Below are 20,426 nucleotides of genomic sequence, written 5' to 3'. Positions count from 1 at the left end.
TGCATAAAAAAAACCACCCTTAGGTGGTTTTTTCATTTAGGGCTAACTAAAACAATGAGGCATTCACCATCAGGTGGCAAAAAATTGAAGCCACATAACCTAAAGCAATCACAGGGGCCCAACGTAAGTGACTGATAAAGGTATAATGCCCTCTTGCCTGTCCCATCAACGCGACACCCGCAGCCGAACCAATAGACAACATGCTTCCCCCGACACCTGCGGTTAAGGTAACCAATAACCACTGCCCCAAAGACATACTCGGTTCCATGGTAAGCACCGCGAACATAACAGGGATGTTATCAACAATCGCACTGAGTACGCCCACCGCGACATTAGCGTAAGTAGGATCCCAATTCAAATACATCAAATTGGAAGCAAGCTCTAAATATCCAATAAAGCCTAAACCGCCAACACACATCACCACGCCGTAGAAAAACAGTAAGGTGTCCCATTCGGCGCGAGCGACCCGGTTGAAGATATCAAAAGGGACAACACTGCCCAAAGCTTTTAAGCGCGCATCATTTCGATGCTCGATGGCATCAATCGCTTTTTTGTGGAGGCTAGTCGCCAAGGTTTTACGCAAGAAGAAACCAAAAAATTGCAGGTAACCTAAGCCCATCATCATGCCTAATACGGGCGGCATATGATATAAACTGTGACCTAGCACTGCAGTGGCAATGGTAATGAGAAACAGACCCACAATTCGCCTAGCGCCCCGTTTCAGTTCTACGGTTTCATTTTCTGCGGTAACCAAATCATTCGACACAAAAAATGACATAATGAAGGCAGGCACAATAAAATTAACAAACGAAGGTAACAATAGATCAAAAAACTGCCCGAAGTGGACCAAGCCTTTCTGCCAAACCATTAAGGTGGTGATATCGCCAAACGGACTAAATGCGCCACCAGCGTTAGCACCAACCACAATATTAATACAAGCCAAGTTAATGAAACGGCTATTTCCATGGGCCACTTTAGTGACCACTGCACACATCAGTAACGCCGTTGTCAAATTATCAGCCACCGGGGAAATAACGAAAGCAAGGCAGCCAGTTAACCAGAATAGTCGCCGGTAACTAAGATTCTTACTCACTAACCAAGCACGCAAAGCGTCAAACAGTCGTCGCTCTTCCATGGCGTTGATATAAGTCATCGCTACCAATAAAAACAACATTAACTCTGAGAACTCAAGTAAGTTATGACGAAACGCGTCCGTCACTAACTCTTCTTGGCCCGAGCCGCGATAATAAATGGCGATTAGGAACCAGATTAGGCCCGCCCCGACCAATACCGGTTTAGATTTGCGTAAATGGATAACTTCTTCACTCATCACCAACAAATAGGCGAAAGCAAAAATAACTAAAGCACTCGTTCCAACCCATGTATCAACGAGGCTCCCACCTTCAGAGGCAAAACAAGCAGAAGAAAAAAAGACTAATAGAAAAGACAACAATATACGCATCAAATCCCACTCCTTTAGGCGAATGCAATGGTTGTTAAACTTGTATTGTGCAGCGCTAACGGCCGTAACTTAAGGCAATAGCACTGCGATGATTATTCATTGCATTCTCTGCTTTGGCTAATAGTTGCTCTATGTCGGTCACAGTATTATCAACACAAGCAACACCAAGCCTTGAACCTAAATCTAAGTCTTCTGGAAATGTAAGCCAAAACTCGTTATCTAAGGTCTCTTTGATTCGCTCAGCGGTATCCAGCGCTTGGTAAAGGCCAGATTCAGGTAAACCGATCACAAATTGGTCAGCCTGAGTTCGTGCTAAGAGATCGATTTTTCGTATCTGAGATTGCAAAAAATTAGCGAGACTAGTCAGTAACTTATCCGCGTCATCGTCGCCCAATTTATCATGATAATTAGAAAAATGATTGACGTTAATCAAAACAATGGAATAGGCATTTTGATAACGAGAGCTACGTTCAATTTCTGTTTCAGAAAATTGCTTAAAACGAGCATAATTAGCAAAACCCGTCAAGCTATCCACATACATGGCTTGCTCGCCAGAAGGAGTGTTGTGCAGCGTGGATTGGTCCTGCTGGTCAGCAACTAAGTGTTGTGCGTAAGCATGGCGCCAAACCAAATGCAATAATGACTGAGCAACTAACAATAAAGCGACATAGCTTAGGTTGCTGGAGAGTACAGCCATAAATTGCTGATGGTCTGAAGAACCATAGGCCAAATAACAAGCCGTTGTAGCGCTTATTAATAACCAAAAAATGACGCTAAAAATGGGGAGATAGATAACACAAAGTAATACAGGCAAACTGTAAACAAACCATGAAGACATGACCACATCATACCATTGAGGCAGTAACACCATCAGTAGAGCAACCATAACAAAATGCTGAGTTAAGATGCTGTTTAAAAAAAGCCTCCCGGCCTTAGCCGATTCTATTTGCAGGCCAAACCAAGTCATCATTGCTTGAGTAAATAACCAAAGCCCCAGACACGCGATAGCTTGCCAATTTAGCGCTTGCCACCAGATCTCTGCGACACCCAATTGAACAAAGAAAATCAGACCAAAACAACAATAAATGGTTTGCACCCATAATAAACGAGCACTTTGTTGCTGCCATAGTCTTGCACAGAAATGCTGTTCTTGGCTCCCAGGGGAAAAGCCCTTATAAATAATTTTCCAACTATTTAATTCATCTTGCTGTTGCATCCCACCCTTAACTCCAGTTGTTAAATCGAAGAGAACACAGATAGGGCTAGTGCTGATTAGTCCCTACCGCTACAATATCCATTTATTTGCTATATAAGAATACTCGTGACTTCAGTTAAGCATAATACTTACCGCCAATTTTTCCCGTCCTTAAACGGAAATAATCAAGATGTCGTTTATCTAGATAGTGCAGCATCAACACAAGTGCCAGAGGCGGTGTTATCGAGTATTCAACAATACTACAGCCAAGGCCACGCTAATGTACATAGAGCAAGTCACCGCTTTGCTAGGCAGTCGACAAATGCTTTTGAATTAGCTAGAAAAACGATTGCAGAATTTATTGGCGCAAAAGCTAGCAATGTTATTTTGACTAGCGGGTCGACTCAGGCTAGCAACATCATCGCCAGTGGTTTAAGCAATACAATACAGGCCGGCGATGAGATATGGGTGAGTGAGTTAGAGCACCACTCTAACTTGGTGCCATGGCAACAGTTAGCCTTGAGATGCAAAGCGATTATTAAACCGATACCCGTGCTTGAAAACGGCGATATTAACTTAGATTTCTTGCGTGAGAATATAAATGAACGATGCAAAATTATTGCAATCGCGCATGTCTCTAACAGTATTGGCGCCATGTTACCGGTACCCGAAATTTGCCGCTTAGCCCATCAATACGGGGCTAAAGTGGTGGTTGACGGCGCTCAAGCAGTAGCGCATTTAGATGTCGATGTTAAGCGATTAGGCTGCGACTACTATTTTTTCTCCGGCCACAAACTCTATGCCCCCACAGGAATAGGAGCACTCTACGGCACTACTGAAGCGCTAGAGAGTTTAGCGCCTAGTATTTTTGGTGGCGAAATGATTAATCATGTGAGTATGCAAGAAAGCAGCTGGAATAGCCTACCTTACAGACTAGAGGCAGGAACCCCCAATATTGTTGGCGCAATCGGCTTAGCTGCTGCCGTTGATTTTTTGGCGCAATTTCCGATCAAGGAGCGTTTACAGCATGAACGCAGCCTACTAAATTACACGCTTCAACAACTTAGCCAGCACCCGAGTGTTGAACTCGTTGGCAAGCCAATGATGCGAGTAGGCTCGATTGCATTTAATCTAACAAATATCCACCCTCAAGATGCAGCCACTCTATTCGACCAATATAATATTGCGCTGCGCTGTGGTCACCATTGTGCCATGCCACTAAACGCAAAGTTGGCTCCACAAGGGAGCATTCGATTATCTCTAGGCATATATAATTCTGTTGAAGATATTGATTTAATGCTCAGTTCCATTGACAGTTTAGTGGAGCTATTTGATGAATAACACGCCGCAAATTGCTTTATCACTAGCACAAATCGAACAACGCTTTAGCAACTGTAAAGCTTGGGAAGAAAGCTATCGTCAATTATTACTGCTCGCCAAGCAACTCCAAGCCATCGATGAGCAGTTTAAAACTCCTGATAATAAAGTTATCGGCTGTGAAAGTGAGGTGTGGCTGCTCGTTTCAAAAGACCAACTATTTCTCGATAGTAATGCCAGAATTATTAGAGGTTTAATCGTGGTGATTTTAGCCTGCCTGCAAGCTCTGCCGCAGCAAATAGAACCGGCTGAGGAATTATTCAGACAAACCCTCGATAAGCTTGGTTTAGCGCATCACCTCAGCCAATCAAGAAACAACGGCATTACTGCAATATGGGACAGCATAAAGTCTTACGAAGACTAAACGCTTAGTTATTCTTCAGTAGGGAGAGTGTAGACGCGACGCTTCTTGGTTTTGATAACGACTTTTGGTTTATTGGCACCTCTCTCTTCCATGACAGCTCGGTATTCACTTCTTGGAATTGAGGATTCAACCGGGGCTGACGAAACAGGTTTGGTCGCTGCCGGAGGTCGGCTAACTACAGTATATTTAAAGCCACAATCTACACAGGCCATTAACGCTGGTTTATGGCCACCACATGATGGGCATTTTTGATTCACACTCACAACTTAATCCTTTACCAACAAGGTTGAAATACATTCACTAAGCATAAGTGTATTTGATCAGGGACATTTAATCACAATAAATTAAATATTTAATGATCCAGCCAGCTAATTCAGTTAAAAACACCCGCCGAGCCCCAACGTTTAACAAGTAGATGTTAGCCTGTAACGCCAAACGACACTAAATACCAAACCCTGCTAACAGTCACAAATAATGGTAATAAAAATCAATTAACGCACCGTTTGGCTATAAAACTCACTGATGTACTTACCGCCTTTAATATTAGCAATAACACGCAATTTGTAACTATCACCCTGGTTAGGGATCAAGCTGCGTAATGCGGTAGCACTTTGCCAATAATAAGGGCTATCAAGCATACCGAGTGGATAACTGGTCGCTTGGTTCGAGCTGTTCACTAAAAACAAGGTGGCACTATCGAGCGGAAAGGTCGAATTAAGCTGAGTGATTCCAGCCTCATCGGTAATATTGAGTTGAAAGTCGCCCGACTCCAAAATGCATTTTTGGTTGATAATGTCACAATGCCCATAGGTGCTTAATTGAAAAATGCGGTCTTTACTCGCGTCATGTTCCATATACACATCGGATGCGATGTATCCGCCTACAGCTAAAAATGGCATAACCAATAGCGCCAATTTAGTATGTTTATTCATCCAATCTACTTCCTGTATAAAAACGAAATATTCAACTTACTATTTATAGCGTCCACAAAACTTATATTTCATTGAATAATAACAAAAATAATTAATTTTTGACAAAAAAAGGCTCCATTTTTGGAGCCTTTACATTGCGTTATTTAATCAATACTCAAATCTAGTGGTCGTGTGCTGCACCCGCACCATGTGGTACGCGGAAGTTATCAACCATATCTTGAATATGCTGTGGCGCTGGCCCAGTGACTTGGCATACTGCGAAAGCAACACCGAAGTTAACTAATGCACCCACCACACCAAAGGCGTTTGGCGAAATACCTAGGAACCAGTTTGGACCCATGTCACCTAAGAATGACGTTCCAGGGATGAACATGATGCCCTTATGCTGGAATACATACAGCATTGTTACACCAATACCCGAACACATGCCGGCTACAGCCGCGGTGCCACTCATTTTCTTAGCAAAGATCCCCATCATTAACGCTGGGAAAATAGACGAGGCAGCCAAACCAAATGCCAAGGCTACGGTACCTGCAGCAAAGCCAGGCGGATTTAAACCAAGATAGCCAGAGACTAGAATAGCAATAGTCATTACGATTCGTCCCGCCAATAACTCATTTTTATCCGAGAGGTTAGGCGTTAGTACCCCTTTCATCAAGTCATGCGATATCGAGGACGAAATAGCTAACAATAAGCCTGCTGCGGTAGACAGTGCTGCAGCTAAACCACCCGCGGCTACCAGTGCAATAACCCAGTTAGGTAAGTTTGCGATAGCAGGGTTTGCCAATACCATAATGTCTCGGTCAACTTTGACCATTTCATTCGCGTCTTTATCAGCAACATATTGAATTTTGCCGTCGCCATTCTTGTCTTCAAACTTAAGCAGGCCGGTTTTTTCCCAATCTTTAAACCACTGAGGACGCTCATCATAAACAAGGTTGTCACCGGCAGATGGAACAATAGTGTTCATCAAGTTGAAGCGTGCCATTGCACCTACCGCTGGAGCTACTGTATACAGTAAAGCAATAAATACTAAAGCGTAACCCGCTGATGAACGAGCCGCTTGCACAGTAGGTACCGTGAAGAAGCGCATGATTACGTGAGGTAAGCCAGCCGTACCAATCATCAACGACATGGTGTAGGCAAACATGTTCAAGGAGCCACCTAAGTTATCGGTGGTGTATTCCTTAAAGCCTAAATCCGTCACCACCATATCAAGCTTATCTAGCAGATAAACGCCACTGCCGTCAGCTAAAGTACTTCCTAAGCCAATTTGTGGGATAGGATTACCAGTAAGTTGTAGTGAGATGAACACAGCTGGAATAGTGTAAGCAAAAATCAGTACACAATATTGCGCAATTTGGGTGTAAGTAATACCCTTCATTCCACCCAATACCGCATAGACCCAAACTACACCCATACCGATATATAAACCGTTGTCATAATCCACTTCTAAGAAGCGAGAAAACGCAACACCTACACCTTTCATTTGGCCAATAATGTAGGTCAAAGAAGCAATAATTAAACAAACTACAGCAACGATACGCGCGGTTTTTGAGTAATACCGATCAGAAATAAATTCTGGTACGGTAAACTTGCCATGTTTACGCATATAGGGCGCGAGTAACATAGCGAGTAATACATAACCGCCAGTCCACCCCATCAAGAACACAGAGCCACCATAACCAAGGAAGGCAATCAAACCTGCCATAGAAATGAACGAAGCCGCACTCATCCAGTCAGCACCAATCGCCATACCATTTTGAATCGGTGTAACGCCACCACCAGCGACATAGAAGTCACTGGTTGATGAGGCTCTAGCCCACCACGCAATGGCGAAGTAGAGACCGAATGACCCAAATACGGCGATATAAGTATAGAGTTTTAACTCATCCATTTAAGACTCCTCAACATGGTATTTTTTATCAAGCTTATTCATTTTGGCGGTATACCAAAAAATTAAAGCTACAAAGGTGTAAATTGAGCCTTGCTGGGCGAACCAAAAGCCTAATTTGTAACCACCTAAACGGATTTCATTCAATGGCTCTACCAATAACAGGCCAAAACCAAATGAAACCACGAACCATATGACGAGACAGGTAAATATTAGACGCAAGTTTTCTTGCCAATATGTAGTCTGTTCTTCCATGATATTTCTCCGAGCAAGCCAGTGAGTGACCTTGCTGATTGTATGGTGTTTGAATAAATGTTGCATAATTGTTAATTGACTAACATAGCATTAGCTTTTTACCTGCTTCTGTACAAAGAGATACAGGTATAAATCTAATTCAAGCTTATCGAATTAAAACTTAACAAACGATTAACAGAACAGGTATTAATCTTTAGTCTAAGCCCAAGTTATATGGCCAAAAATTGGGATCTAGGCAGTAAAAAAAGGATAATTTACCAAGGAAATGTGCTTGGATTAATATTGTGCATTGAAAATGCGCTTCAATGAGGGGGGCTAATTTACAAGCCTGAGTGTTCAGGCTTGTAATGGGTATGCATCATAGCCTACATACTGACTGATTCTGGCTAGTGTGCGCGGCGTTTTGTAAGCCTAAAGCAACTAAAAAAGCATTTAGCTCGCAGCAGGCTAAATGCAAGACGCTAACCCTGTGGTATCAATGGTGTTTTCTTCAGTGGATATTTCGGCGTAACTATCATCGGCAAATGACAGCTCTTCGCCGCTATTTAACACAATGAAATATGAGAGGTTTACCGGATCAATTCTTAATTCACCCTGTAAGAAACATCCACTGTTAAATAGCACCGTTGTATCAGGCTGGGAAAAAAATATAGCATTTAACCTAGGGCCAAAATTAACTAAGGCTATAACCACTAAAAAGGATGCTGTAAGCCACTTCATTGTTATCTCATTTTCAACAAAAAGTGGATTGTAACAGGTTTGCTAGTGAAGAGCGCAACAAGGAATAGTGCAGCGCTAGCTCTGAACAGAACTAGCGCCCAATCAACGTATTTAAAAGAAGTATCGTGCTTGCAAGGACATTTCGTCTTGCTTGCTATCAACACCTAAAGCATCTTTTTTCTCTAAACCAAATTTATACTCTAAAGCAATCAGTACCTGACCAGGCTTCCAACCTACACCGGCCAAAGCGTAACTTAACTCTCCTTGGCTATTGTCGGTTTTGTCTTCTAGACCATTGTAGCCACCGTAAACATGGTATAGGCCACCGTCGATCTTATAGACACCAATCAATTCAAGCCCATTAGCCTTATCAGCCAAGGTGCTAAACATTTTACTCAGGTTCTCATATTCACCGTAAGTACCTGCTAGGTAGAACATATCAGATTCATAAACCACACCCGCTAGCCACGAAGTGGCCTTATCTTGATCAGCGGCACCAACATAACCGGTCTTAGCACTGTCGTAACCATTTGCCGCGTAAGCCGCTCCCAATGACAGACCGAAGTCGAAGTCATAGGTACCGCTAATTTGATAGCCATAATCTCGCGCTGTAGATTTATTTTCCAGTTGGTATTGGGCAGCGAGGTTAAAACCGCCAAAGGAATTACGGTAGGTCACCGCATCGTCAGCCCGGCCCATGCCTGATTCGTCCCCACCGTTCCTGCCATCATAAGTTCCGGATGCGTCACCACCGAACTTCCAAAATTGGTCGGTCCATACGGCAATATCATAATATGCAGACCATTGCTTACCGACTCGAATGGAGCCAAAGCGGTCATTACTAAAGTAGATGTTACCGAGACGATTAGTAAATAATGGGTCTGCTTTTTCTACGGGGTTAAACCCCCACTCTAACTGGGCGCCTGCAATCCAGTCTTGGAGCATTTCATGCTCAAAAGCAAACCTGATCCTAGATGCTCTATCTTGCATCTCAAAAGACCCGTCTTTATTTTCACCCTCTCCGTAGCCGCTTTGATAAAAGCCTTCTACGCCTATATATCCGCCAATGCTTACATTAGTTTTACCATTTTCATAAATGGTTACCGCTGACACACTGCCAGCTAATGCACTCAGTACGACCCCTGCAATTACCTTATTCATGCTTACTCCTTGGTTTGAGTTTTGTGTTATCAACTCTTCATAAATAGGATGGAAAATAGTGCTAACAGTTGATCCAGCCCAAGTTCAGCGTAGTAACAAACTAATAAATGAACAAATTGGTCACCAACAGAACAAAATCTCAGTTTTCGGCTTTTCTCGGGCGCTTTGGTCAAGACTGTCATAAAAAACACATATAACAGGATTTGCTAGGGCACATTCTCGGCATTACTTTATTTAGCGCTAAATTTGCTGGCATAATTTCTTGCCAATAGGTGTAAATTAACTACTATGCATGACTTTAATGAGGGGGTTACATTGAAGCTAGGTCGACGTTTAACCACTATTGATAGGCTTATTTCTGATGCCTATGCTGATATCTGGGACTGTTGTTGTGACCATGGCTTATTGGGCGCTCAGCTCGTTCAACGCCGCGCAGCAGACACTGTACATTTTGTTGATTGCGTCCCTAACATTACTCAAGATTTAGAGAAAAAACTTAAGCGATACCTGCCGTTTCAACACAATCCTGATATCAGCCAATGGCAAGTACATTGCGCAGACACGGCAGAGCTCATTCTCGGTAACAAGGGGAAACAACTGGTTATTATTGCGGGTGTGGGCGGAGAGCTATGTATTCAACTGCTAGCCTCCTTATTAAGTCAAAACCAACAACATTTTGAGTTAATCCTTTGCCCTGTCCATCATCAATTTGAACTGAGGCAGTTTCTGATAAAACACAATATCAATCTCATTAGCGAACAGCTGATTTGCGAAAACCGCCGCTACTATGAAGTGCTGCATCTCACAACAGGCCAAGCTAAGCCTATCAGTTTAGTAGGCCAAGAAATGTGGCAATTAGACGAGCTTGACCATCAAGACTATTTAGCGAAAACAATACAACACTACCAAAAACTTAAGCTGAACCAGGCTCACCCAGCCTTGGCTGCATACCAAGCACTACTCACTAGATAACGTTTTTTACCCTTGATTGTGAAGCTATTTATCCAACGCAACACCACTGCGGATAAACGCTGAAATTAAACAAGGCGATTGCGCCTAAAAGGAAAGCGCGAGCAACAAACGCTAAGCTCAACGAGCAATTCATAGGTATTTAGTGGAAAGTTGGAGGTTAAATCTATTGCGGAAACAATAAGCAACATTTTGCGTTGGCTATGGTAGAATCGCCGCCTTTGCGCAGTGAGGCAACTACACTGCTAAATAAGTCTTAATATAACAAGCGACCTTTGTATGAAATTTCCTGGCCAACGTAAGTCAAAACACTATTTCCCGGTTGAATCTCGCGATCCACTCACCAACGAATTAAATCCGATTTTGCGACCTAAGCTTACTCACATAACTGGGATTGACCAAACGTTAGTGGATATAGAAGCGCATGTTGATGAAGCATTTATTCAACGCCACAGCTTGGTAAAAGGAAATTCTCTACTGATTGATGATGCCGCTGCTCAGTGCCTTTATCAAGAACTACACGATAACCAACTTATTAGTGCCGAGTTTGCCGGCGGTACTATTGGTAATACTTTGCATAACTACTCTACCCTCGCTGATGGACGCTCAGTGATGTTTGGCGTAATGAGTCAAAACATCACCGTAGGAGATTATGCTTATCGTTATCTCTGTAATACCTCATCACGCGTTGATTTAAACCACCTTCAGTCGGTAGATGGACCGATTGGGCGTTGCTTTACCTTAATCACCGAGTGTGGCGAACGGACCTTTGCCATATCCAAAGGTCATATGGATAAACTTTCGTCAGATTATATCGATGAAACGCTGATCAAAAGTGGCGCCGCTTTGGCACTCACCGCTTATTTAATGCGAGCAGGAAACGATCCTATTACAGAAGCTGCAATGCGGGCTATCGACTATGCTCATCAGGCTAATGTGCCGGTTGTTTTGACCTTAGGAACTCGTTTCTTAATTGAAGACGACCCTAAATGGTGGCAACAGTTTGTCGCCGAGCACGTAACGGTATTGGCGATGAATGAAGAAGAAGCCGAAGCACTAACCGGCCACAGTGACGTATTATTAGCTTGTGAGACAGCCTTAGAGTGGTGTGATTTGGTACTATGTACCGCCGGTTCTAGAGGCTTATTTACTGCTGGTTATACTGAAGACGAATTCAAACGAAGCACTAGTCACACCCTGTTACCAGGCGCTATTCCTGAATTCAACCAATACGAATTCTCTCGCCCCATGCTGAAAAAAAGTTGCCAACAAGCCATTAAGGTTTACTCTCATATAGCACCGTTTATGGGGGGACCAGAAAAAATCACCAATACCAATGGTGCGGGTGATGGTGCACTTTCAGCATTACTGCATGATATGGCAGCTAATGTCTTTCATCGCTGTAATGTAGAACAATCTAGTAAGCACCAATTTGAAGCCTTAAGCTATTCCTCTTTTGCGCAAATATGTAAATATGCAAACCGCGTAAGCTATGAAGTTCTGGCTCAGCACAGCCCACGTTTATCTCGCGGCCTGCCTGAGCGGGAAGAGAGTTTAGAAGAGGCATACTGGGAGAGATAGTCAGCCCCCAAGTGCCGTTTATGATAAAGTTTGGCCCCGCAATGACCTTGTGAGGGCTACCAGCAGTGCCGCTGCGGTTTCGCCAATAACCTAGTGTAACGGCATTTGTTGATCCATATGAGTCAAAATACCACGACACAATCCTCACACTCTTTATAAACTACACTATCATTAACAGTGAAGGGCAATTTACTTGGCATAGCGCCGTTAGCAAATGCTTCTATCTCTCCAGCACTGACTGGCTTCAATAGCTAAACTAGCGTAAATGCCCGAACCAAATAAACGCATTCGATACCAATGTTGTAATTGGAGGAGAGTTAGCATGCAGCTAGGTAAAATAGTGTTAGTGGTGTTAGTTGCACTAGGGCTTACTATTTCCGCCTCAATATTTACATTTTCGATAATAAAAACCAGTCTTACCAACGATATTGCACAATCGCTACAAGTGGTTAGGGACACAGCCTATCACGGTCTAATCACGTGGGGCCGTGAAACGGTACACCACGCGAATGCAATAGTTACAGATCCAAAAGTTATCGCCTATACCGAAGCCATTTTGGCTGAACCACGCAATCGTCAAGCCTTGTTAGCCTCAGCTGTTCAGCAACAGCTTCGCAACTATTTAACCCCGCTACTCCATGCCCATCGACTACGTGGATTTTACATTATCGCGCCAAGCAATATTAGCGTCGCCTCAAGCCGTGATAGTAACGTTGGCACCACTAACCTACTCACACACCAACCGGAGATACTAAACAAAGCTTGGCGTGGGCAAATTCAATTAACCCCGCCCCAGCCCTCTGATGTTGCACTGGTCGACAACAACGGCGTATTAGTTGAAAACTATCCCACTATGTTTTCTACAGCACTAATTCGAAATCAGCAGCATCAAGTCATCGCCCTTCTTGCGATTAGCTTAGACCCTAAAGCAGACGTTCAGAATATACTCTCCCGTGGCCAAATGGGTGAAAGTGGAGAAACCTACTTAATCAACAAACACGGTTACTTACTGACCGAAAGCCGTTTCAACTCTCAATTGAGTGAGCTGCAACAGCTCAAAGAAAATAGCCCTAGTGCTTTTAACATTAGAGCGATGGTTCCCGCTGTATCAAATGGTGAATTACCTAGCTATACCGTCATGGCGACCAGTGCCCTAAGCGGAGAAACGACTTATAATGTCGACGGCTACCTAGATTATCGCGGTATTAAAGTTGTTGGCGCGTGGCTATGGGACCCAGACTTGCAATTTGGTTTAGCGACTGAAATGGATTATGCAGAAGCCTTTGCCGCCTATGAGCAAACAAAACAAAGTTTCATTCTATTTACCAGCGCTACCTGTCTATTTTACATTGGGGTAGCTATCGGCGTTTACTATCTAATGGCGCGTTTGCAACGCCAGCAAGTAAAATTCAAAAGTATTTACGATAATGCAGGCGACCCTTTACTGATCACCGATCTCGACACTGGCACATATATTTCGGTTAATAATTTGGCTAGTGAATTTCTAGGGTATTCAAAAACTGAGTTAATGGGTATGCATGTCTCAATGATCCGCAGCCATTCCAGTTTAGATCAAGTCAATCAAGATATAGAAAACGTGTTGAATATCGGTAGTCTAAAGTTTGAAACGAGCATTCGAACAAAATTAGGTGAAGTCATCCCGGTAGAAACCAGCGCTAAATTAGTCCCATATGGGGATAAGCTTGCCATCCTTTCGATTCTTCGAGACATATCCGCTAGAAAAGAAGCTGAGAATACCTTAACAGAATTACTTATCACTGACTCTTTAACCGGTTTAGCTAACAAGAATCACTTTCAAAACATCATGGGAGAAAAACTATTTGAAGCAAATGCAGCGAGTGAAAAGCTAGCCATCTTGTTTTTAAATATTGACGCTTTTAGGGTTGTGAACGACAACCTTGGCCATGCTATTGGTGACCAAACCTTGATAAAAGTTTCTCAGTTGCTGATAAACACCATTCCTGAGAACGCCCTAGCCTTTAGATTTGGTGGCGATGAATTCACCATCATAGCCCCCATCAAAGACCAGCAGTGCGCGATACAAATAGCCTGCCAGCTCCAGCAAGCCATGTCTAAGCCTCTATCTATTGCAGATAATATTTTCCATTTAAGTGCTAGCATCGGCATTGCACTGTCTCCCCTTGACGGCAACGATGGCGCTCAGCTATTACAATCAGCAGACACCGCTCTAAATTACGCTAAACATCTTGGCCACGGTCGCTATGCCTGTTTTTCTGAAGATATGCGTATCACCGATGCGCTACATTTAGCCATCTCCACTGCCTTGGCTCATGCCATCGACAACAAGGAGTTTTCGTTACAGTTTCAGCCTGTTGTAATAACAGATACCGGAGAGTTAAGCGGTGCAGAAGCGCTTATTAGGTGGGATAGCCATTTGCTTGGAGAGATTTCACCGGCGGTATTTATCCCGATTGCAGAGCAAACCGGTAAAATTAATGAGATTGGTAATTGGGTGCTCAATGAAGCCTTACGCATCAGGGCTGAATGGCAAAATTTAGGCTTAACAAGCTTAACAATGTCTATCAACCTTTCGCCGGCGCAAATTATTTCATCGGATATTTTTAATATCGTTGCTAACGCTCTGGAGCGTCACCACCTGCCGGGGAATAGCATCGCCTTAGAAATCACCGAAGGTGTATTTTTAGATAATCGAAAAGAGTTACTCAATCTAATGAATGGGCTGAAACAGCTGGGCGTTAGCTTTTATCTCGATGATTTTGGTACTGGTTATTCATCTCTCAGCTACGTGAGTAGCTACCCTTTCGATATCATCAAGATAGATAAAAGCTTTGTTGAGGATATGGAGCATAGCGCTCGGTCTCGAACCTTGGCAAAAACCGTGATATCTATGGCCAGTAGCCTCGACTTACAAGTTATCGCTGAAGGGGTTGAAACGCCTTGGCAAAGCCAATTTTTAAAGGATAACAACTGCCACAAAATCCAAGGTTATTTATATGGCCAACCACTTGATAGCAAGGAATTTTTACAACGTTGGCAAGTCACTGCAAACATTAATGAGGATGTAAGTAGCGTTGATAGAACAGCTGCTTTGGAATAGGCTTAGAAAACAAATAGCCTTGCACATAATCACAAGCTACACCAAAAACACGCTGGTATTGCTGCTCTGTCTCTACCCCTTCTGCGACCACTTTGATATTGAGATGGTGGGCAATGGTTACAATCGCCTTAACTAAGGCGGCACTATCTTCATCAGTCGTTAAATGTTCTATAAACGAGCGGTCAATTTTAAGTAAGTCGATATCCAACTGCTGTAAATACGCAAGTGATGAGTAACCCACACCAAAATCGTCAATTGCAACATCAATTCCATGTTGATGTAATCGGCTTAGCTGATGTTTAATTGACTCCTCAGTAACCATCAATACGTTTTCAGTAATCTCGATCATAATGCTATGTGCCGGTATTTGTTGGCGAATAATGGTATGCAACCAATCATCAATCCAAGCAGCCCCATCATTAAACTGAGAGGGAGACGTATTCACGCTGACTTGTATGGCTTGGCCATTTTGCTGATACCAGCCGGCGACCATCTCAACCACTTGATCCATCACCCAATCACTAATTTCCCTAATGAGCCCCGCTTCTTCAGCGACTTGGATAAATTCACCAGGGGCAATCAGCCCTTTCTCTGGATGGTTCCAGCGCAGTAAAGCCTCCGCCTTATTCACTTTGCTATCTTTTAAAACTGCCACAGTTTCTACAATAGGTTGGTAGAACATTTCAAACTGCTGCTCTTTTAAGGCGATTCTAAGCTCTTCTAACAATTTACGTTTTTCTTGGGCTTCTACCTGCATCGCCGAAGAGAAAAATTGATAACAGTTACGACCACGCCCTTTAGACACATACATCGCTTGATCAGCATGTTTCACCAGTGACTCAACCGTTTCACCATCACCAGGGTATAAAGTAATGCCGATACTACCGGTCACATAGGCGGCTTCTTGTTTTATGGTAAAACGTTTAGCTAAAGCTGCTAACACTGTCTCGGCAATACTGGCAACGTGTTGCTGCTCACTCACACCTTCAATCACAATGGTAAATTCATCCCCACCTAGCCGAGCAACGGTATCCCGCCCTCTTACACTGCGAAGGATCCGCTGACCAGCTTGGTTGAGCAAAATATCTCCATAGTCATGACCCAGCGTATCGTTAATTTCCTTGAAGCCATCTAAATCAATGAATATCAGTGCAAACTTACTGTCTTCGACAATCAGCTTATGGAGTTTTTCATAAAAATAATGACGATTGGGTAAGCCTGTTAATCCATCTTTATAGGCATATTGCAATAACTGATGGTTAGCATTTTCTAGTTCCTGAGTGCGCACTTTTACTTGGGTCTCTAACATTCGATCGCGCAGTTCAATGTTTTCGAGCATATCATTGAAGCATTTAGTTAAGTTGGCTACTTCATCAGCACTCGACTGCTGAGCTCTTAAGCTATAATCACTGCTTGAACTCACTTGCTCGGCGACATCAGCCAAGTGCAATAATGGCCTTAAAAAACCACGCTTTAGAAACAAAGACAAAAATAAACTGAGACCAAAAGTGAACACCAGCAACACGGCTAAAAACTGGCTGTAAAATCGAACTCTGGTATCTATATAGCTATCGTTAGCCCAGATCAGTAACTCACCGTAAATTTGTCCATCTAAAACCAAAAGATGAGACACCTTAATCAAATTATTTTCGATTTCGCTTAGCCCTGTGGGCTGATCTAAGCGGCTTTCACTTACCAGTAGATTTTTCTGAATATCAACCACATCAGCTTTAATCACGTCCTCTCGCAACAATAGCGAACGAAGCTGCTCTCTCATCGCATCTAGATCATCAAATAATAAAGCCGCAGTGATGTTGGGTGATAACATTTTGGCGTTGCTTTGCAAACTAGTGGTTTGGTCTGCTTTAGCACTGACAACTTCGTAGGCACTGAACACGCCAGCCACCATCACTGTAGAAAAGAACGACATGCTCATTAGGATCAACAATAGTTTCTTGCTCATCGTGTTAAAGGAGAAAAACCGACTCATCACGACGCTCCCTTAACAATACGACTTAACCTAAGCACCTTTGAACTCATTACAATTCCTGATTGTTTAAGTTTCTCAGGGTCAACTTCAAAACGAATTTTACCTGCCAACAAAAAAAAGCGAATATGGCCGCCATTTTTCATAAAGTTGGCGGCTTCACCAACTAACATGGTATTGGGTAATAGCCGCTTATCGACCTGCTGCCATTGTTGCTGATAGGCAGCGCTAATAAACAGTAGGTTACATTGGGTGATATCCGATGAATCTAAGCTCATGTAGCTAATTAAAATAGGCAAATCATGTATGGTTTGTTCGGCCAACACCTCACTAGCTGAATCAACAAAGCTAATATCTGGACTGCATAATCTAAAATATCCGACTAAAGGTGCCTGATCCTGCCACTCACTATAACGGGCAAAGTTAAAAACAAAGCCCGCTTTTAACGACAGTTCTTTATCATTAGCAGCAAGGCAATCAGGACTAAACAGCAAGTAGCTTATTAAAGATATAACTAGCATTGGCCGTTTAAAAAATGCCATCATCAAAATTCAGCCGACACTCTGAATAACACACTGGGTTCTATGTGATTAGGCAACGTAAATGTCTCTGAAGTGTTGTAATACTCTAGGTGTGAACCTGCCAAAAGATTTTTGGCACTTAAGGACACAACGGTACTTGGTATAAGCTGCCAATTCCAGGTTAAATCTAAAGCGTCATAATTGCTCGTGTTATACGCATTACTGTGTATTGAGCGGTATAAGCCAAACAAAGAATGCTGTTCAAATACCTGCCAGCCAAGCTTAGCGAAAAACTGTTGATTATCAGAGTCAGTTCCAATGGCCGGTAAGCTGTTATCTTCGAGTCGATATCGGTAAGACATTTGGCTATAACCAAGCTCACTGACAAACCGCATATTAGGGCGCCAAGTGACTAAGGCCTCGCCGCCTTTCGTATTAAGTTGAGCATTAGACACTACATCATACTCTACAACCGAGCTAATCAAGGCTTGTTGTGCTTGTTCGATTTGCCCTGAACCTAACAGAGCCAAAATATCGTTGATAGGCACACTGTTCACGTTAGGCGACACAGCAATCACGTTGTCTGCTTGGGTATGGAACAACGCCAAGTCTAAAGACCAATGCGCCTGACTGAAGCGATAACCCAGCTCATATGATGTTGACCGTTCCGGCTCAACATTTTGATTACCATTTAACACCGTACGAATAGCGTAGTTATCAATCGCGTCAAAGCCCGTCACCAATACATCCCTGACAACGGTGCCATTAAGGGCAGAATCAAAATCAAATTCAGTGAGCGAAGGTATCCTAGCGCCATGCGAGATAGCGCCCCACAATACTTGCTTAGGCGTAGGTTGCCACAATAATCGAGCAACGGGTTGGTGCTCCCAACCGGTAAAACTATTGTGTTCTGATTTATTACCTAATATTAAACTGACACTATTCGGCACCAAACTAAACTGTGCTTGGATAAACGCGCCATATTGCTGTAAACGATGAATATCAGCATCACTACTAATCAAGAAGCTATCTTCGTAGGGCAAATAATTATTACGGTAATTTAAGCCCCAATCAAATTGGGTATTGCCCAATAATGTGTTCATCTGGTAGTCAATATCTATCGACTGAAAACGCTCATTAAGATACAACTGCTCTCCATCGAGCACGGCCCATGACGCTTGTAACATTTGGTTCGAAGAATGGGATAAGCGATGCTCAAGCCTCGCCATAAATCGTACATCATCCCGTTTAAAATTGTCGTGATACAGGGTATTTTGATTGGTTTCAAGCGATAAGGCTTTTAGATTTTGTCCCATATCAGTATGGGTGTAATTTAATTGACCAAGAATAGATAAGTCATCACTGGGAGCCAAATCTAAACGAAAACCTACACTGGCTTGTTTAGCATCGTCATTGGTAGCGATCTCTCTACTGGCCTTTTTGGCGGCATCAGAATCTCGAACACTACCAAAAACTCGGTAACTACCTTTACTGCCTAGCTCTGATCCAAAGCGCAAACCAACATCATAGTTTATTTGGTCACCGCTACTCACTTGCAACAGTGTGTCGCGGGTATCAATGCTGTTTTTTGTTATGATGTTAATCACACCATTGGTCGCATTACTTCCCCACAGTAAACCACCTTGACCTCGAATCACTTCGATACGTTCTATATCGTATAATGGGACATCTAGGGTCTCCCAGTAAACGCCGGCAAAAGCTGGGTTGTAAACAGTTTGTCCATCAACCATGACCAAAAGCTTGCTGGTATATCTACCAGCTACACTCCGAGCACTGATGGCCCACTGGTTATTATCTATTTGCCTTACTTCAAGACCAGGAACCAACTTTAAAGTTTCCGCAACCGTTACTGCGCCAGATGCCCGAATATCTTCTTTACTTAATACATATAATGAAGCCGCAGTGGTAAATGACGATTGTGCCCGCTTCATGGCCGATGTTGCTTGTACATCGGTATCCATTAACGATTCTAGCTCTAAACTAGACAAAGAACTGCCACTTGCAAAGCTAACTGCAGAGGCAAAACCGAGAGACAAACAAAAACAACGAGCAATACAAGATGACTTCAACAAGACAACTCCATAGTCTTTCAAACCGTCCATAGCTGCCAAAGATAGGTGTTAAATCAAGATTTTCAGCAGTAAACAAAATAAAAATCTAAACACATTTTCAGCAAAATGTGATGATATTTATCTGCTGTGCAATTAGCAAGCAATTAGCTCAACTTATTGTGCTTGCCATGATCTCTAATCATTCACTTACTCAGTTAATTCACTTTAACTGAATATGGATAACTTTCAATGAAATCCTTTCACAAGGCCTTACCACACCTTAAGTACTTGACCCCGCCTACTCCCATCGCCATACTTCAATGCTTATCTGTTTAGCTAACATGGCACTATGAGCAATACTCAAGATCCCGAACAAGAAGTTGAGGTGGAAGCCCTCGAAGTACTCGTCAATGAACAACCTATAGAACTGTACAAGGTGCTTAAAATAGGCGAGCTGGTCAACGGTGGCGGCGAAGCAAAAATGGCCATTGCAGAAGGATATGTTGGGGTCAATGGTGAAGTAGAACAGCGCAAGCGTAAAAAAGTATACGCTGGTGATATTATTGAATTTAACGGCCAATATTTGTATGTCGTGTGTGATCAGCCTGTCACCGACACTAGCAATAAAGCGGTTAAACCTAAAACCGCGAAACCAAAGGCTAAGCAGAAAACGCAAAAAGAGTCTAAGCCAAAGCCACACTCAGCTCTCACTAAACCTGCCATGAGTGAAGAGCCGAAGAGAAACGTAATAACCGGTCGCCAATCTATTAAGTTCTAGTGAGTTCCCCCCTCCGCTATTTTAAAAGCAGCCAATGGCTGCTTTTTTGATGGTGTTA

General features: G+C 43.0%; 16 protein-coding genes. 6 read left to right on the top strand and 10 right to left on the bottom strand.

The window, feature by feature from the left end; translation table 11 throughout:
- Positions 1 to 46 precede the first annotated feature (46 nt).
- Positions 47 to 1,462 (bottom strand): sodium:proton antiporter NhaD, encoded by a 1,416-nt coding sequence (gene nhaD / locus M0C34_RS08265; RefSeq protein WP_248715160.1) that lies wholly within the window; start codon positions 1,460 to 1,462, stop codon positions 47 to 49.
- A gap of 55 nt (positions 1,463 to 1,517) precedes the next feature.
- Entirely contained in the window at positions 1,518 to 2,678 is a 1,161-nt protein-coding gene (locus tag M0C34_RS08260) for a GGDEF domain-containing protein (protein WP_248715159.1), read from the bottom strand.
- Positions 2,679 to 2,783: 105 nt separating this feature from the next.
- Between M0C34_RS08260 and M0C34_RS08255 the strand changes: the two genes are divergently transcribed.
- Positions 2,784 to 3,998, top strand: coding sequence for an aminotransferase class V-fold PLP-dependent enzyme (locus M0C34_RS08255; RefSeq protein WP_248715158.1), 1,215 nt, complete (start codon positions 2,784 to 2,786; stop codon positions 3,996 to 3,998).
- Positions 3,991 to 4,398 carry a SufE family protein gene (locus tag M0C34_RS08250; protein WP_248715157.1) on the top strand — a complete coding sequence of 136 codons (408 nt, stop codon included), beginning with the start codon at positions 3,991 to 3,993 and terminating at the stop codon, positions 4,396 to 4,398. The genes M0C34_RS08255 and M0C34_RS08250 overlap by 8 nt, the downstream gene beginning before the upstream one ends.
- A 491-nt stretch (positions 4,399 to 4,889) precedes the next feature.
- Here the strand turns inward: M0C34_RS08250 and M0C34_RS08245 are convergent, their stop codons facing one another.
- The 5 genes from M0C34_RS08245 to M0C34_RS08225 form a co-directional block, all read right to left on the bottom strand.
- Positions 4,890 to 5,330 (bottom strand): hypothetical protein, encoded by a 441-nt coding sequence (locus M0C34_RS08245; RefSeq protein WP_248715156.1) that lies wholly within the window; start codon positions 5,328 to 5,330, stop codon positions 4,890 to 4,892.
- Between the two features lie 160 nt (positions 5,331 to 5,490).
- Positions 5,491 to 7,227, bottom strand: coding sequence for a sodium:solute symporter family protein (locus tag M0C34_RS08240; RefSeq protein WP_248715155.1), 1,737 nt, complete (start codon positions 7,225 to 7,227; stop codon positions 5,491 to 5,493).
- Positions 7,228 to 7,479: a DUF4212 domain-containing protein gene (locus M0C34_RS08235; protein WP_040306877.1), complete on the bottom strand. Its 252-nt coding sequence runs from the start codon at positions 7,477 to 7,479 to the stop codon at positions 7,228 to 7,230.
- Between the two features lie 447 nt (positions 7,480 to 7,926).
- The gene (locus tag M0C34_RS08230; protein WP_248715154.1) at positions 7,927 to 8,199 is read right to left on the bottom strand and encodes a hypothetical protein; all 273 of its coding nucleotides are present in this window, start codon (positions 8,197 to 8,199) and stop codon (positions 7,927 to 7,929) included.
- Between the two features lie 111 nt (positions 8,200 to 8,310).
- Positions 8,311 to 9,360: a porin gene (locus M0C34_RS08225; RefSeq protein ID WP_248715153.1), complete on the bottom strand. Its 1,050-nt coding sequence runs from the start codon at positions 9,358 to 9,360 to the stop codon at positions 8,311 to 8,313.
- Positions 9,361 to 9,648: 288 nt separating this feature from the next.
- On the opposite strand from M0C34_RS08225, the gene M0C34_RS08220 reads away from it, so the two are divergent.
- The 3 genes from M0C34_RS08220 (at position 9,649) to M0C34_RS08210 (ending at position 15,010) form a co-directional block, all read left to right on the top strand.
- Positions 9,649 to 10,332, top strand: coding sequence for a tRNA (adenine(22)-N(1))-methyltransferase (locus M0C34_RS08220; RefSeq protein ID WP_248715152.1), 684 nt, complete (start codon positions 9,649 to 9,651; stop codon positions 10,330 to 10,332).
- A 276-nt stretch (positions 10,333 to 10,608) separates the two neighbouring features.
- Entirely contained in the window at positions 10,609 to 11,910 is a 1,302-nt protein-coding gene (locus M0C34_RS08215) for an inosine/guanosine kinase (RefSeq protein WP_248715151.1), read from the top strand.
- 322 nt (positions 11,911 to 12,232) lie between these two features.
- Positions 12,233 to 15,010, top strand: coding sequence for a bifunctional diguanylate cyclase/phosphodiesterase (locus M0C34_RS08210; protein WP_248715150.1), 2,778 nt, complete (start codon positions 12,233 to 12,235; stop codon positions 15,008 to 15,010).
- Here M0C34_RS08210 and M0C34_RS08205 read toward each other — a convergent pair.
- The 3 genes from M0C34_RS08205 to M0C34_RS08195 are packed head-to-tail and all read right to left on the bottom strand — an operon-like array spanning position 14,964 to position 19,611.
- On the bottom strand, positions 14,964 to 17,000 hold the full coding sequence (locus M0C34_RS08205; RefSeq protein WP_248715149.1) for a putative bifunctional diguanylate cyclase/phosphodiesterase: 2,037 nt from the start codon (positions 16,998 to 17,000) through the stop codon (positions 14,964 to 14,966). The two genes, M0C34_RS08210 and M0C34_RS08205, sit on opposite strands and share 47 nt — an antisense overlap.
- The gene (locus M0C34_RS08200) at positions 17,000 to 17,542 is read right to left on the bottom strand and encodes a YfiR family protein (RefSeq protein WP_248715148.1); all 543 of its coding nucleotides are present in this window, start codon (positions 17,540 to 17,542) and stop codon (positions 17,000 to 17,002) included. The genes M0C34_RS08205 and M0C34_RS08200 overlap by 1 nt, the downstream gene beginning before the upstream one ends.
- Positions 17,542 to 19,611, bottom strand: coding sequence for a TonB-dependent receptor plug domain-containing protein (locus M0C34_RS08195; RefSeq protein ID WP_248715147.1), 2,070 nt, complete (start codon positions 19,609 to 19,611; stop codon positions 17,542 to 17,544). The genes M0C34_RS08200 and M0C34_RS08195 overlap by 1 nt, the downstream gene beginning before the upstream one ends.
- Before the next feature lie 328 nt (positions 19,612 to 19,939).
- Between M0C34_RS08195 and M0C34_RS08190 the strand changes: the two genes are divergently transcribed.
- Entirely contained in the window at positions 19,940 to 20,368 is a 429-nt protein-coding gene (locus M0C34_RS08190; RefSeq protein WP_248715146.1) for an RNA-binding S4 domain-containing protein, read from the top strand.
- Positions 20,369 to 20,426 lie beyond the last annotated feature (58 nt).

This window comes from Agarivorans sp. TSD2052, from assembly GCF_023238625.1.
Lineage (GTDB): Bacteria > Pseudomonadota > Gammaproteobacteria > Enterobacterales > Celerinatantimonadaceae > Agarivorans.
The sequence above is the reverse complement of the archived record's forward strand: the minus strand, read 5'-3'. Positions and strand labels throughout refer to the sequence as shown.